Source organism: Bradyrhizobium sp. USDA 4011 (assembly GCF_054063415.1).
Genome location: NZ_JBSSGG010000001.1, coordinates 1641416 through 1654503, shown reverse-complemented (window position 1 = coordinate 1654503; position 13088 = coordinate 1641416). Strand labels below are relative to the sequence as shown.

Below are 13088 nucleotides of genomic sequence, written 5' to 3'. Positions count from 1 at the left end.
CGGTTCGGTGGACAAGGCGAAGCGGGCCCGTTATTCCGGAGCTGTCGGTGTGAACGGCACTGGAGGCCGTTGAACTCCGCGGTCTGGACCTTCGGAGCACGACATGCGCGTGAGCGATTGCCACAATTTCCATGACTTCCGCGAGCTGGCGAGGCGCCGGCTTCCGGGGCCGATCTTCGACTATATCGACGGCGGGGCGGACGATGAGGCGACGCTTCGGCAGAACACCGCGAGCTTCGAGCGCTGCGACCTGGTGCCCACCGTCCTGCGCGGCGTGGAGAACGTGGACCTCTCGGTCACAGTGATGGGCCAGAAGCTCGCAACGCCATTCTATTGTTCGCCAACCGCGCTGCAGCGCCTGTTTCATCACCGGGGCGAACGGGCCGTCGCTGCCGCCGCGGCGAAATACGGAACGATGTTCGGCGTGTCCTCGCTCGGTACCGTGAGCCTGGAGGAATTGCGCAAGGCCTACGATACCCCGCAGGTCTATCAGTTCTATTTCCATCGGGACCGGGGCCTGAACCTGGCCATGATGCAGCGCGCCAAGCAGGCCTGCGTCAACGTGATGATGTTGACCGTCGACAGCATCACCGGCGGCAACCGCGAGCGCGACCTGCGGACCGGGTTTTCGATTCCCTTCAGACTCACGCTCGGCGGCATGCTGCAGTTCGCCATCAAGCCGGCGTGGGCCATCAACTACGTCACCCATGAGAGCTTTAGGCTGCCGCAGCTCGACGAGCATGTCGATATGAGCGGCGGTGCGATGTCGATTGGGCGTTATTTCACTGAAATGCTCGATCCAGCGATGACGTGGGACGACGTCGCGCAGATGGTCCGGCAGTGGAACGGCCAGTTTTGCCTGAAGGGCGTCATGTCGGTTGATGATGCCAAACGCGCGGTCGAGATCGGCTGTACCGGCATCATTCTGTCCAATCACGGCGGCCGGCAGCTCGACGGCTCGCGGGCAGCGTTCGATCAGCTAGCCGAGATCGTCGATGCCGTGGGCGACCGCATCGATGTGATGATGGACGGCGGCATCAAGCGGGGCAGCCATGTGCTGAAGGCACTGTCGCTGGGCGCCAAGGCCGTCGGCCTCGGTCGCTTCTATCTCTATCCGCTGGCATCAGCCGGCCAGGCGGGGGTCGAGCGGGCGCTTGGTCTGCTGCAGGCGGAGCTGGTGCGGGACATGCGGCTGATGGGGTGTTCCTCGATCAGCCAGCTTTCCCGCGCAAACCTGCGGTTCAGATAGCCGCCCGGCCAATCTCGATTGCGCTCACGAATCCTGATCGCTATGCGTGATCTCGAGCGTCACGAGCCGCGCCAGCAGCGTTGCGGGATAGAGCTGGCCGAAGATCGCCTCGAGATTGCACAGGCTGCGTGCGATCGGATGCAGCGGAGCGACGTCGCCATAGCCGGTGGTCGTCAACGTCATGAAGCTGAAATAGATCAGCTGGTTCGCCAGCGCAGGACTGTCCTCCATCTTCATTCCGGAAAAGGCGTTCGGCAGCAGCGTGCCGATGAAGGTGTAGAGTGCCGAGAAGATCACGGCAACGGACAGATAGAGCAGGACGGCGCCGATCACGCGGTGATAGGTGACGCGGCCCGGCGCAAATGTCGCGCGAGCCACCGTCACAGCCAGGGTGATGCCGACGATCAGCCACGAGCCAGCGAACAGATTGAGGTCGAGGATCGAGGGCGAACGTAGCCTCAGGACTCCGCCCGTGGCGATCATGGCGAGCGCAATCAGCATCGCGGCGACCGCGATTGCGCTTCCCGACATCAGGAACACGCCGCCGACCAGGAACAGCGCGAGCAGCAGCTCGAAGATCTGGAATTCGAACAGGCCGAGGGCCTGGAGCGGTGCGATCACGAACATCATGATCATGATCAGGGCCGTGAGCACGGTCAGCAGGGAATCACCCCTGCGCTCGCGCAGCTCACCGATGCTCGTCCAACCCCGCTTCATATCCGCCCCGCCGTTCGGCATCGCTTCAGGATGCGCCGGTGCCAAACATTGCTGCGGGGCAGCGGCAAAGGCAAGACGGAGCCCGGCCTCGCGCGCCGGGCGGTCGGGATGGTAGGCTGGGCCTCAGGGGCTCGCGACCCGCTCCAGGGTGTTGAAGCGTGCCTTCTGCTCGCTGCTCAGCGAGGCATAGAACTTGTCCAGCGCGGGCTCGATCAGCTTCGCGGCCTTCTGCATGGCCTCGAGCCGGTGCTGCATCGCCTCCAGCCGGCCGACCGGGGTCAGCGGCACGTCGTTCGGGCAAGCCGCCTGCAGGTCGGCTATGGCTTTTGTGGTCGCATCGCTCAGGCGGTCGAGCGCTTCCTTCTGCTTGCCCGCCGGATGGAGCGAGGCCTCGATCCTGTTGATCGGCAGTTGAGCGAGGTCGGATTTCGAATCGCCGCAATTGCCGGATTGCGCGGCCGCTTCCTGCTGTCCCGCCGAACGCTCGCCGATATGTGGGCCGAGCGCATTGAAGCGGGCCTGTTGCTCGTCGTTGAGCGAGTTGTATAAATTCTCCAGGGCGGGCCGCACGATCTTGATCGCCTCGAGCGTCGCGCTGATGCGGTTTTGCATCGACCGCAGGCGGCCGGTTGGCGTCATGGCATAGCTGTCCGTGCAGGAGTCCTTGAACACATCGGCGGCCTTCGCCGCGGCAGTCTTCAAGTCGTCGAGCAGGGCGCGCTGCTGCTGGTTCGGCCGCACCGCGCGCGCGATGTCGGCAAGCGGCCAGGCCGTGACGCCCTTGTCCGGCTCTCCGCATAATTGTTTGATCGCCTGCGGGCTGGTGTCGGACCGTTGACGGGACCGATAGCGGCCTGCGGTCGCCGGATAGTCGTCAGGGTTGATGCTGGCGTAGGCGGAGTAAGGACTGTTGGTGTCCCAGAACACGGTGTCGACGAAGTCGTCATAGGCGTAGGCCCAATAGCCGGGCTCGTAGGCATAGGACCAGAACGTGTAGTCGAAGATGTCCGAGTAGGCGTAAGGCCAGAATACCGGGCCAAGCCAAGCCACGAATGCCGCGCGGTGGCCGCGTCGCCAGGCATGCCGAGGCGCCCAGCCGCCCTGGCGCGCCGCGAGCGCCGCCTGGGATTGCGGTCCTGCCTGCTCGCGGAAGTGTGCGGCAAATCGCTCGCGCTGGGCCGCCTGCGTCTTGGCCATGGCTGCGGCGGCGACCCCAACCGTCGCTGCCGGCGCCAATCGCTGCTGGCGGGCGAGGTCGGCTTGCTGTGCGCGCTGCTCGCGTTGCAGCAGGCGGTTCTGCGCCTGCAGGGCACGGTCATGGACGCGTTGTGCGCGCGCGCCTTCGATCTTTTGCGACTGCAACTGCTGCACGCGCTGCTGCAGGCGATCGATCCGGGTCTGCCGCTCCGTGGTCTGCCGTGCGAGCGCATCCCGCTGCCTCTGCTGCGCCGTCTGCTGACGCTGCTGGATCAACGTCTGACGCTGCTGTGCACGCTGTTGAATTCGCTCCGTCGGCGACGGCCGCTCGCTTAAGCGCGCCGGTGGGCTTGGGCGTGATGGCGCGGCAATATGCGGAGCCTGACGCCGCGGTGCCTCACGACGGAATTCGGGTCGACGCGTTGCGACGCGCGGTGCGGCTATACGGGGAGCCTGGCGGAATGACGGTGCGGCGAAATGCGGTGCCGGGCGCGGCGTCATCGCCGGTCGCTGCGGGGCATGGAACGCGGGTGCAGCCGGCCGAGCCATCGCGGGTGGCCGAGCCATCGCAGGCGGTCGAGCCATTGCAGGAGGGGCGGCGCGCACCATCGGGGCGGCAGGATGCGCCATCGCGGGCGGTGCGGCTGGACGTGCCGCAACTCCAGGCGGTCCGCCTTTCTCGTGCGGCTGGGCGGACGCGTCACCGCTCGCCGCCAGCAGCGAAACACCAATCAAAAACACAACAAATCCAACGCGACTGGAAAGCATGACGTAGCTCTCCGTTCAGCAGTCGCCCGCAGCGCTTCAACGCACAGACGTCGGATTCGTTCGTTGTGGCCAAAGCCGGTGTTGCGGTCTTCCGACGCAGGGAACCGTCAGGAGACATCCTGCGTGAGGGCGGCCGCGATCCGCTCCAGCGCCCAGTCGACCTGATCGCCCGTGATCACCAGCGGCGGGGCGATGCGGATGGTGTGCTCGTGGGAATCCTTGGCAAGGATGCCGCGCGCCTGCAGCGCCAGGCAGTAGCGTCGGGCACCGCCGGCTTCCGGGTGGAGTTCGATCGCCAGCATCAGCCCGCGCCCGCGCACCTCGCGGATCACGTTGGCGCGGATGTCCTGCAATCCGGCGAGAAAGCGCGCGCCCTGTTGCGCAGCGTTCTCGATCATTCCCTCGTCGATCAGCACGCGCAGCGCCGCCCGCGCCACCGCGCAGGCCAGCGGGTTGCCGCCGAAGGTCGAGCCGTGCTGGCCGGGCCGCAACGTGCCGAGCACGGCGTTATTGGAAAGCACCGCCGACACCGGATAGAAACCGCCCGACAGCGCCTTGCCGAGCAGCGTCACGTCGGCTTCGATGCCCTCGTGCTGTTCGGCGAGCAGCTTGCCGGTGCGGCCGAGCCCGGTCTGGATCTCGTCGAGCACGAGCATCACATTGTGCGCCGTGCACAGCTCGCGCGCGCGAGCGAAATAGCCGGGCGGGGGAATGATGACGCCGGCTTCGCCCTGGATCGGCTCGACCAGGAACGCCGCGGTGTTCGGCGTGATCGCCTGCTCGAGTGCCGCGGCATCGCCGAACGGGATGATCTTGAAGCCCGGCGCGAACGGGCCGAAATGGTCGCGCGACGCCGGGTCGGTCGAGAAGCCGACGATGCCGAGCGTGCGTCCGTGGAAATTATTGGCGCAGACGATGATCTCGGCCTGGCCGTCCGGCACGCCCTTGACCTCATAGGCCCATTTGCGAACCGACTTGATCGCGCTCTCCACCGCCTCGGCGCCGCTGTTCATCGGCAGCACCTTGTGCGATCCGGTCAGTTCCGCGAGCTCGCGGTAGAACGGACCGAGCTGGTCGTTGTGGAAGGCGCGCGAGGTCAGCGTCAACCGATGCGCCTGCTCGATCATCGCTGCCAGGATCTTCGGATGACAGTGGCCCTGGCTCACCGCCGAATAGGCCGAGAGACAATCGAGATACCGGTTGCCATCGGTGTCCCAGACCCAGACGCCTTCGCCGCGGGACAGCACGACCCCGATCGGCTCGTAATTGTGAGTGCCGAACCGCGCTTCGGTCGCGAGGAAATCAGTGACCGATGCATTCATCATGCGTCACTCCCGCTGCAGCACAGGAGAGATTACATCAATCCGCGCTTGCAGTTGATGTGGGTGTCAGTTCCTCCACAGGGAAGTGGTGCAGCCGGCCAAATTCGCAGGGGACAATGCGCTGTTCTATGCGCTGATGCGGCATGGCACGCTGAGGAAGCCGCGGAAGCGCACCCGGCCGCCGCGCACCGGCTCGCCGTCGAGCACGTAGTTCGGGAAGCGCGCCAGGAAGTGCGAGATCGCGATGGCGCCTTCGAGGCGCGCCAGCGCCATGCCGGCGCATTGATGCGCGCCGGTCCCGAAGGCGAGGTGGCGGTTCGGCGTGCGCGCGACGTCGAAGCCTTCAGGGTTGGGGAATTGCGCAGGGTCGCGGTTGGCGGCGCCGATGCACAGCGTGACCAGCGTGCCGGGAGGCATCGTGATGCCGCCGAGCTCGGTCTCCTCCACGATCATCCGGTTGCCGAGCTGGTTCGAACTCTCGTAGCGCAGCATCTCCTCGACCGCGGTCTTGATCAGGTCGGGCTGCGCGATCAGCCGTTGCTTCTGCTCGGGATATTGGGTGAGCGCCACCAGCCCGTTGCCGATCAGGTTGGTCGTGGTCTCGTGGCCGGCGTTGAGCAGGAAGATGCAGTTGTGCAGCAATTCCTTCGCGGTCAGCCGCTCGCCATTGTCCTCACCCTGGATCAACCGGGTCAGCACATCGCGCTCGGGATTGCCCGGCTTGGCGCGGCGCCTTTCGACCAGGGTTTCGAGATAGGCGAGGAAATCCTTCACTGCATCGTTGCCGCGGTCGAACGCGTCCTTGCCGATCACCGGCTCCAGCGCGCCCAGGATCGCCAGCGACCAGTCGCGCAGCGGCTCGCGCTCGTCGTGCGGCACGTCGAGCAGATTGCCGATCACCTCGACCGGGATTGCGGAGGCGAAGTCGCCGATCAGCTCGAAGCGGTCTTTCGCGGCGATCCGGTCGAGCAGGCCGTCGACCAGCGCGATCAGGTCCGGCTCCATGCCGGCGATCGCCCGCGGCGACAAGGCGCCCATGATCAATCGCCGCACGCGGGTGTGCGCCGGCGGGTCGTTGAAGACGAGGCTGGTCGTGTGGTGCTCGTAGAGCAGCGAGTTGCCGTATTTCGGCAAGAACTCCTTCTTCTTGTCGGAGGAGAAGGTCTTGGTGTTCTTGTAGGCGGCGATGAGGTCGTCGTAGCGGGTCAGGAAATAGCAGCCGTTCGGCAGCCGCTTCACCGGGGCGTGCTCGCGTAGCGCGCGATAGGTCGGGTAGGGGTTCGCGTAGAAGTCAGGCGTCAGCTTTTCCAGGTCGAAGCGGTCAGCCAGCTCTCGCGCGTGCCCGTTCATGGCGGATATCCAACCCATATTAGTTTCATTTGCAACTATCGTAAGCCGCGGGCGGCGGCTGCGCAACAGAATTTGCGTACCGAGATTGGCGCGGCGCACGCGCGCGATGCGAGTAAATCGCAGAGCCATATGCGGTTTTGCACTTTGATGAAGCGCGTGCGCCCCTCTACAGTCGCGGCCAAACAATCAAGACCGGAAACGCCGATGCATGCCCGAGCCGACACCGCGGCCTCCTGGCCCGAGGAGATTTTTTCGATTCTGCAGCGCTTCGAGGTGCGTCAGGTGCCCTACGTGCCGGACGCCGGGCATTCAGAGCTGATCGAGCGCGTGCTGGAATCGTCCTCGATGCGCGGCATTGCGCTGACCACCGAGGAGGAGGGCGTGGCGCTGCTCGCAGGCGCCTGGGCCGGCGGCCAGCGCGGCGTGCTGCTAATGCAGTCGAGCGGGGTCGGCAATTGCATCAACATGCTGTCATTGGTGCAGATCTTCCGCTTGCCGTTCCTGACGTTGGTGACGATGCGCGGCGAATGGGGCGAGTTCAATCCCTGGCAGGTGCCGATGGGCTCGAACACTCAGGGCATTCTCGAATTGGCGGGGATCAAGGTGCTGCGCGCCTCGCGTCCTGATGAAGTCCGCGAAGTCGTCGAAGCCGGCGCCGCGCAAGCCTATAACGCCTGCACGCCAACCGCCGTCCTGCTGTCGCAGCGCCTGATCGGGGCAAAGGTCTTCACCAAATGAGCACAGCCAATCTCCTCGACCGCCGCGCCGTGGTTTCCGAACTGCTGAGGGATCGCAAGGGCGCCTTCGCCATCGGCGGCCTCGGTGCCTCGACCTACGACATCGCCGCGGCCGGCGACCACGACCGCAACTTCTATCTGTGGGGCGGCATGGGCGGCGCGGTGATGATCGGGCTCGGCCTCGCGCTGGCCCAGCCGACGCTGCCGGTTGTCGTGATCACCGGCGACGGCGAGATGCTGATGGGGATGGGGAGCCTCGCGACCGTCGCGCTGCAGCAGCCGACAAACCTCTCGATCATCGTGCTCGACAACGAGGCCTATGGCGAGACCGGCGGCCAGGCCAGCCATACCGGCGGGCCCGCCGACCTCGTGGGTGTTGCCAAGGCCTGCGGAATCGGGGATAGCCGGGCGATCAGCACGATGGCCGAGGTCGAGGCTTTTGCTTCGTCTTTGCAAGATGTTACGGCGGGGCCGCGGTTCGCCAGCGTGAAGATCGACGGGGACAATCTGGAACGCGTGCTGTCCGGCCGCGACGGCACCTACATCGTCAACCGGATCAGAGGGTCGATCGGACACACTCCGATATAAAGCGACTTTCGCGGTGCAATAGAACCTTGACTTTTGGTAAAGTGAGTGATTACTCACGATCCAAATGTCTACCTTACGCATGACGAGTGACTTGCGGCGTCAGTTGATCCTGAGCGCCGCCAAGCGGTGTTTCGCCCGCAACGGCTTTGCCGGCACCACGACAAAGAGCGTGGCGGCCGCGGCTGCCATTTCGGAAGGGCTGCTGTTCAAGCACTTCCCGTCGAAGGCGGCGCTCTACGCCGAAATCCTTGCCGAAGAGTGCGAGGCGGATCCCGATCTCGCGCATCTGCTCGGCCAGGAGCCCTCCACCGCGACGCTGATCGAACTGGTGCAGGGCATGGTCGGCCATTTCATGCAGCTGCGCGACGCGCCGGACCAGGAAGAGGCGCAACGGATGCGGCTGATGGTGACGAGCCATCTCGACGACGGCGAGTTTGCGCGCTTGCTCTACGACAAGGTCGGCAAGCTGATCGGCCCGACTTTCGCTGCCTCGCTCGAGCGCGCGATCGCGGCTGGCGAAGCGACGCGGATCGGTGACGAGCCGCTCAACCTGTTCTGGTTTGCGCACCATACCGTGCTTATGGGCGCGCTGACGCAACTGCCTGCGACACCTTGTCTCCCCTATGGGGATGCCGCCGCGGCCGAGCGGCAGCTTTGCCAGTTCATTCTTCGCGGCATCGGACTTACCGAAGCCGCAATTTCAACTCATTTGGGCCGCCAGCCGTCGCCGAGCGCAGGACCGTCGGTAACTGCAGAAAGTGCATGACATGAATATTCAGACCGAAAGCCACATCTCGGGGCAACCGATCAAGGAGAAGCAAGCCAAGCGCCCGGTCCGTCTGGTGCGCTGGTTCATCATCGTGGGACTGCTGCTGGCCCTGCTGGTCGGCGCGCTGGTCGGCTTCAACGCCTTCCGCAGCCACATGATCGCGCAGTTCTTCGCCAACAATAAGCCGCCGCCGTCGAACGTCTCGATCGCCGAGGCGAAGACCGAGGTGATTCCGAATCTGCTGACCGCCGTCGGCGATCTCGTCGCCGTGCACCAGGTCAATGTCACGACCGACGTACCGGGCCGCATCACCCAGATCCTGTTCACCGCCGGCAGCCATGTGAAGGCGGGCACGCCGCTGGTGCAGTTGTTCGATGCACCGGAGCAGGGCGACCTCGCCAGCTTCAAGGCGCAGGCGACCGTGGGCGAGCAGCAGCTCGACCGCGCCAAGCAGCTGGCGTCGCGCCAGTTCGGACCGCAGTCGACCGTCGATACGGCGCAGGCTGCCTACGACCAGGCCAAGGCGGGCATTGCCAAGACTGAAGCGCTGATCTCGCAGAAGCTGGTGCGCGCGCCGTTCGAAGGTGATCTCGGCGTTCGCCAGGTCGAAGTCGGCCAGTATCTGACGGCCGGCACGCAGATCGTGTCCTTGACTGATCTGTCGGTGCTGTACGCCAACCTGACCGTGACCGAGAAGCAGAGCTCGCAGATCAAGGTCGGCCAGACCGTGCGGGTCGCTGTCGACGCCTATCCGGGCCGCACCTTCGAGGGCAAGATCACCACCATCGAGCCGCAGATCGCAACCGAGACCCGCAACATCCGGGTGCAGGCCACGATCCAGAATCCGGACAGCATCCTCAAGCCCGGCATGTTCGCGACCACCACGATCGTGCTGCCCGAGAAGCCGCCGGTCGTGACCATTCCGGAAACCGCGGTCGATTACACGCTGTACGGCGACTCGGTGTTCCTGATCACCGAGAAGAAGGGTGAGGACGGCAAGACCACGCTGACCGCGGACCGCACCTTCGTGAAGACCGGCAACCGCGTCGAAGGCCGCGTCGAGATCCTCAAGGGCCTGAAGGCCGGGGACAAGGTCGTGGCCGTCGGCCAGATCAAGCTGCAATCGGGCATGCCGGTTGTGATCTCGACCGATCCGCCGCCGCCGGTTCCGGCCGAGCCGCCGCGCTACTAATTCCGACCTTAACCCGGAGGGCCGAATGGCCCTCCGCCACATGTTGCCGCAACCGGCAGACAACACGAATCGAGTTGGCGATGGCCTTCACTGATATTTTCATCAAGCGCCCGGTGCTGTCGGTCGTGGTCAGCCTGCTGATCCTCTTGATCGGCTTGCGCGCGGCGATGGTGCTGCCGATCCGGCAATATCCGAACCTGTCGAATACCGTCGTGACGATCACGACGTCCTATCCCGGCGCGTCGCCCGAGCTGATCAACGGCTTCATCACCACGCCGATCGAGCAGGCCGTCGCTTCGGCCGAAGGCGTCGACTACATGACGTCGAACTCGGTGCTCGGCACCTCGACGATCCAGGTCTACGTCAAGCTCAATCACGATCCGAACCAGGCGCTGACCGAAGTGCTCGCCAAGGTCAATTCGGTCAAATATCTGATCCCGAAGGAAGCCTTCGATCCGGTCGTGAGCAAGGCGACCGGCGACACCATCGCGGTGATGTATCTCGGCTTCTCCAGCGAAGAGCTGACCGGATCGGCGATCTCGGACTATCTGACCCGCGTCGTGCAGCCGGTGCTCTCGACGGTCGACGGCGTCGCTTCGGCCGACATCCTGGGCGGCCAGACCTTCGCGATGCGCGTCTGGCTCGATCCGAACCGGATGGCCGGACGCGGCGTGTCGCCCAACGACGTTGCATCTGCGATCGCCGCCAACAACTTCCAGGCGGCCGCCGGCCAGACCAAGGGCTTCTTCATCGTCTCCAACGTCTCGGCCAATACCGACCTTCAGAACATCGATCAGTTCAAGCGGATGATCGTGAAGGCGAAGGATGGCGGCTTCGTGCGCATCGAGGACATCGCGACGGTGGAGCTCGCGGCGCAGTCGACCGACGCCAGCGTCGCCTTCAACGGCGAGCATGCGATCTTCATTGGCATCAAGGCGACGCCGCAGGGCAACCCGCTGACCCTGGTGAAGGGCGTGCGCGCGCTGTTCCCCGACCTCGAGCGCAACCTGCCGCCGTCGATGAAGATGAAGGTGGCCTACGACTCCACCAAGTTCATCCAATCGTCGATCGACGAGGTCGAGAAGACGCTGACCGAAGCGGTCCTGATCGTCGTCGTCGTTATCTTCCTGTTCCTGGCGTCGCTGCGCTCGGTGATCATCCCCGTCGTCACCATTCCGCTGTCGCTGATCGGCGTCTGCATCCTGATGCTGGCAGCGGGCTTCAGCTTCAACCTGCTGACGCTGCTGGCGATGGTGCTGGCGATCGGCCTCGTGGTCGACGACGCCATCGTGGTGGTGGAGAACATCCATCGACATCTCGAGGAGGGCCTGCCACCGGTGCAGGCATCGCTGAAAGGTGCGCGCGAGATCGTGGGCCCGGTCGTCTCGATGACGATCACGCTCGCGGCGGTGTATGCGCCGATCGGCTTCCTTGGCGGCGTCACCGGCACGCTGTTCCGCGAATTCGCGTTCACGCTGGCCGGCTCGGTGATCGTGTCGGGTGTGATCGCGCTGACGCTGTCGCCGATGATGTGCTCGGTGTTCCTGAAGAGCGCGGAAGAGGGGCGTTTCGCCAAGCTGGTCAATCGCGTCTTCGGCGCGTTGACGCGCGCCTACGGCCGCCAGCTCGACCGTTCGCTCGACTACCGCCCGATCACGGCCCTGTTCGCCGTGACCATCCTCGGCCTGGTCGGCTTCCTCTATATGCACATCCAGAAGGAGCTGGCGCCGCAGGAGGACCAGGGCATCGTGTTCGCGGTGACCAAGGCACCGAAATACGCCAACATCGACTACATCGATTTCTACGGCGACAAGATGGACAAGGAGTTCCAGAAGTTTCCCGAGACCGACCTGCGGTTCATCCTGAACGGCATCACCGGTCCGCAGGGCGGCTTCGCCGGCATGCTGCTCAAGCCGTGGGACGAGCGCAAGCGTAGCGCGCAGGCGCTGCAGCCGCTGGTGCAGGCCGAACTGTCGAAGATCGAAGGCATCAGCGCGTTCGCGTTCAGCCTGCCGCCGTTGCCCGGCGGTCCCGGCGGTCTGCCGGTGCAGATGGTGATCTCGTCGACGGCCGGATTCCAGCAGGTGTTCGACCAGATGAACAAGCTGAAGGGTGCCGCGCGCAAGAGCGGCTTGTTCATCGTCACCGACAGCGACCTCGACTTCAACCAGCCGGTGGTCCGGGTGAAGGTCGATCGCTCCAAGGCGAGCGACCTCGGCATCACCATGCAGTCGATCGGCGGCGCGCTGGCGACGCTGCTCGGCGGCAACTATGTCAACCGCTTCAACCTCGAAGGACGCTCCTATCAGGTGATCCCGCAGGTGCCGCGCGCCAGCCGGCTCGCACCGGAATCGTTCGACAACTATTACGTCCCGACCACGACCGGGCAGCTGGTGCGGCTGTCGACCGTGGTTACGGTCGAGACCGGCGTCGATCCGAACGCGCTGACCCACTACAACCAGCTCAACTCGTCGACCTTCCAGGCCGTGCCGATGCCCGGTGTTTCGATGGGGCAGGCGGTGGAGTTCCTGCAGGGTGAAGCCAAGAAGCTGCCGTCCGGCTTCAGCTACGACTTCCTGGCCGACTCCCGGCAGTACGTCCATGAAGGCAACCAGCTGCTGGTCACCTTCGCGTTCGCCATCATCATCATCTTCCTGGTGCTGGCGGCGCAGTTCGAGAGCCTGCGCGATCCATTCGTGATCATGATCAGCGTGCCGATGGCGATCGTCGGTGCCCTGATCCCGTTGTTCTTCGGCGTCGCCACCATGAACATCTACACCCAGGTCGGCCTGCTGACGCTGGTCGGACTGATCACCAAGCACGGCATCCTGATGGTGGAGTTCGCCAACGAGCTGCAACTCAACGAGGGATTGGACCGCCGTTCCGCGATCGAAATGGCGGCCCGGATTCGTCTGCGGCCGATCCTGATGACGACGGCGGCCATGGTCACCGGCCTGCTGCCGCTGCTCACCGCCTCGGGCGCCGGTGCCGCAAGCCGCTTCTCGATCGGGCTTGTCGTCGTCACCGGCATGACGATCGGCACGCTGTTCACGCTGTTCGTGCTGCCGATGGTCTACACGGTGATTGCGACCGACCACCAGGCCGCGGCACGGTCCGAGCGTGCCAAGCAGATCGCCGACTACGAACTCGAAGGCCGCGGCGGCGCACTGAAACCGACTTGAGCCCTCCAAGCTCATGC

The 13088-nt window shown here is 64.9% G+C and carries 11 protein-coding genes; 7 read left to right on the top strand and 4 right to left on the bottom strand.

Features of this window, described 5'->3' with window-relative positions; genetic code table 11:
- The first annotated feature begins 103 nt into the window (after positions 1–103).
- Positions 104–1249 carry an alpha-hydroxy acid oxidase gene (locus tag ACVW1C_RS07695; protein WP_456757892.1) on the top strand — a complete coding sequence of 382 codons (1146 nt, stop codon included), beginning with the start codon at positions 104–106 and terminating at the stop codon, positions 1247–1249.
- 24 nt (positions 1250–1273) lie between these two features.
- On the opposite strand, the gene ACVW1C_RS07690 is transcribed toward ACVW1C_RS07695, so the two are convergent.
- Positions 1274–1966, bottom strand: a complete 693-nt coding sequence (locus tag ACVW1C_RS07690) for an ion channel (RefSeq protein ID WP_456757891.1) — start codon at positions 1964–1966, stop codon at positions 1274–1276.
- A 123-nt stretch (positions 1967–2089) separates the two neighbouring features.
- The gene (locus tag ACVW1C_RS07685; RefSeq protein WP_456757890.1) at positions 2090–3016 is read right to left on the bottom strand and encodes a Spy/CpxP family protein refolding chaperone; all 927 of its coding nucleotides are present in this window, start codon (positions 3014–3016) and stop codon (positions 2090–2092) included.
- A 12-nt stretch (positions 3017–3028) separates the two neighbouring features.
- Between ACVW1C_RS07685 and ACVW1C_RS07680 the strand changes: the two genes are divergently transcribed.
- The gene (locus tag ACVW1C_RS07680) at positions 3029–3499 is read left to right on the top strand and encodes a hypothetical protein (RefSeq protein WP_456757889.1); all 471 of its coding nucleotides are present in this window, start codon (positions 3029–3031) and stop codon (positions 3497–3499) included.
- A 539-nt stretch (positions 3500–4038) separates the two neighbouring features.
- Here ACVW1C_RS07680 and rocD read toward each other — a convergent pair.
- Positions 4039–5253 (bottom strand): ornithine--oxo-acid transaminase, encoded by a 1215-nt coding sequence (gene rocD / locus ACVW1C_RS07675; RefSeq protein WP_456763015.1) that lies wholly within the window; start codon positions 5251–5253, stop codon positions 4039–4041.
- 126 nt (positions 5254–5379) lie between these two features.
- The gene (locus ACVW1C_RS07670) at positions 5380–6603 is read right to left on the bottom strand and encodes a cytochrome P450 (protein WP_456757888.1); all 1224 of its coding nucleotides are present in this window, start codon (positions 6601–6603) and stop codon (positions 5380–5382) included.
- 204 nt (positions 6604–6807) lie between these two features.
- Between ACVW1C_RS07670 and ACVW1C_RS07665 the strand changes: the two genes are divergently transcribed.
- From ACVW1C_RS07665 to ACVW1C_RS07645, 5 genes are all read left to right on the top strand, one after another.
- Positions 6808–7341: a phosphonopyruvate decarboxylase gene (locus ACVW1C_RS07665; protein ID WP_456757887.1), complete on the top strand. Its 534-nt coding sequence runs from the start codon at positions 6808–6810 to the stop codon at positions 7339–7341.
- A complete protein-coding gene (locus ACVW1C_RS07660; protein WP_456757886.1) occupies positions 7338–7928 on the top strand; it encodes a thiamine pyrophosphate-dependent enzyme in 591 nt (196 codons plus the stop codon). Before ACVW1C_RS07665 ends, ACVW1C_RS07660 begins: the two co-directional genes overlap by 4 nt.
- 64 nt (positions 7929–7992) lie before the next feature.
- Positions 7993–8694: a TetR/AcrR family transcriptional regulator gene (locus tag ACVW1C_RS07655; RefSeq protein WP_173641598.1), complete on the top strand. Its 702-nt coding sequence runs from the start codon at positions 7993–7995 to the stop codon at positions 8692–8694.
- 1 nt (position 8695) lies between these two features.
- Positions 8696–9889: an efflux RND transporter periplasmic adaptor subunit gene (locus ACVW1C_RS07650; RefSeq protein ID WP_456757885.1), complete on the top strand. Its 1194-nt coding sequence runs from the start codon at positions 8696–8698 to the stop codon at positions 9887–9889.
- 80 nt (positions 9890–9969) lie between these two features.
- Positions 9970–13071 (top strand): multidrug efflux RND transporter permease subunit, encoded by a 3102-nt coding sequence (locus tag ACVW1C_RS07645; protein WP_456757884.1) that lies wholly within the window; start codon positions 9970–9972, stop codon positions 13069–13071.
- Positions 13072–13088: the final 17 nt, after the last annotated feature.

Coding starts and splice junctions, on each gene's coding strand:
- ACVW1C_RS07645 (WP_456757884.1), top strand. CDS start 9,970: ATGGCCTTCACTGATATTTTCATCAAGCGCCCGGTGCTGTCGGTCGTG.
- ACVW1C_RS07660 (WP_456757886.1), top strand. CDS start 7,338: ATGAGCACAGCCAATCTCCTCGACCGCCGCGCCGTGGTTTCCGAACTG.
- ACVW1C_RS07655 (WP_173641598.1), top strand. CDS start 7,993: ATGTCTACCTTACGCATGACGAGTGACTTGCGGCGTCAGTTGATCCTG.
- ACVW1C_RS07670 (WP_456757888.1), bottom strand. CDS start 6,603: ATGAACGGGCACGCGCGAGAGCTGGCTGACCGCTTCGACCTGGAAAAG.
- ACVW1C_RS07695 (WP_456757892.1), top strand. CDS start 104: ATGCGCGTGAGCGATTGCCACAATTTCCATGACTTCCGCGAGCTGGCG.
- ACVW1C_RS07690 (WP_456757891.1), bottom strand. CDS start 1,966: ATGAAGCGGGGTTGGACGAGCATCGGTGAGCTGCGCGAGCGCAGGGGT.
- rocD (WP_456763015.1), bottom strand. CDS start 5,253: ATGAATGCATCGGTCACTGATTTCCTCGCGACCGAAGCGCGGTTCGGC.
- ACVW1C_RS07650 (WP_456757885.1), top strand. CDS start 8,696: ATGAATATTCAGACCGAAAGCCACATCTCGGGGCAACCGATCAAGGAG.
- ACVW1C_RS07665 (WP_456757887.1), top strand. CDS start 6,808: ATGCATGCCCGAGCCGACACCGCGGCCTCCTGGCCCGAGGAGATTTTT.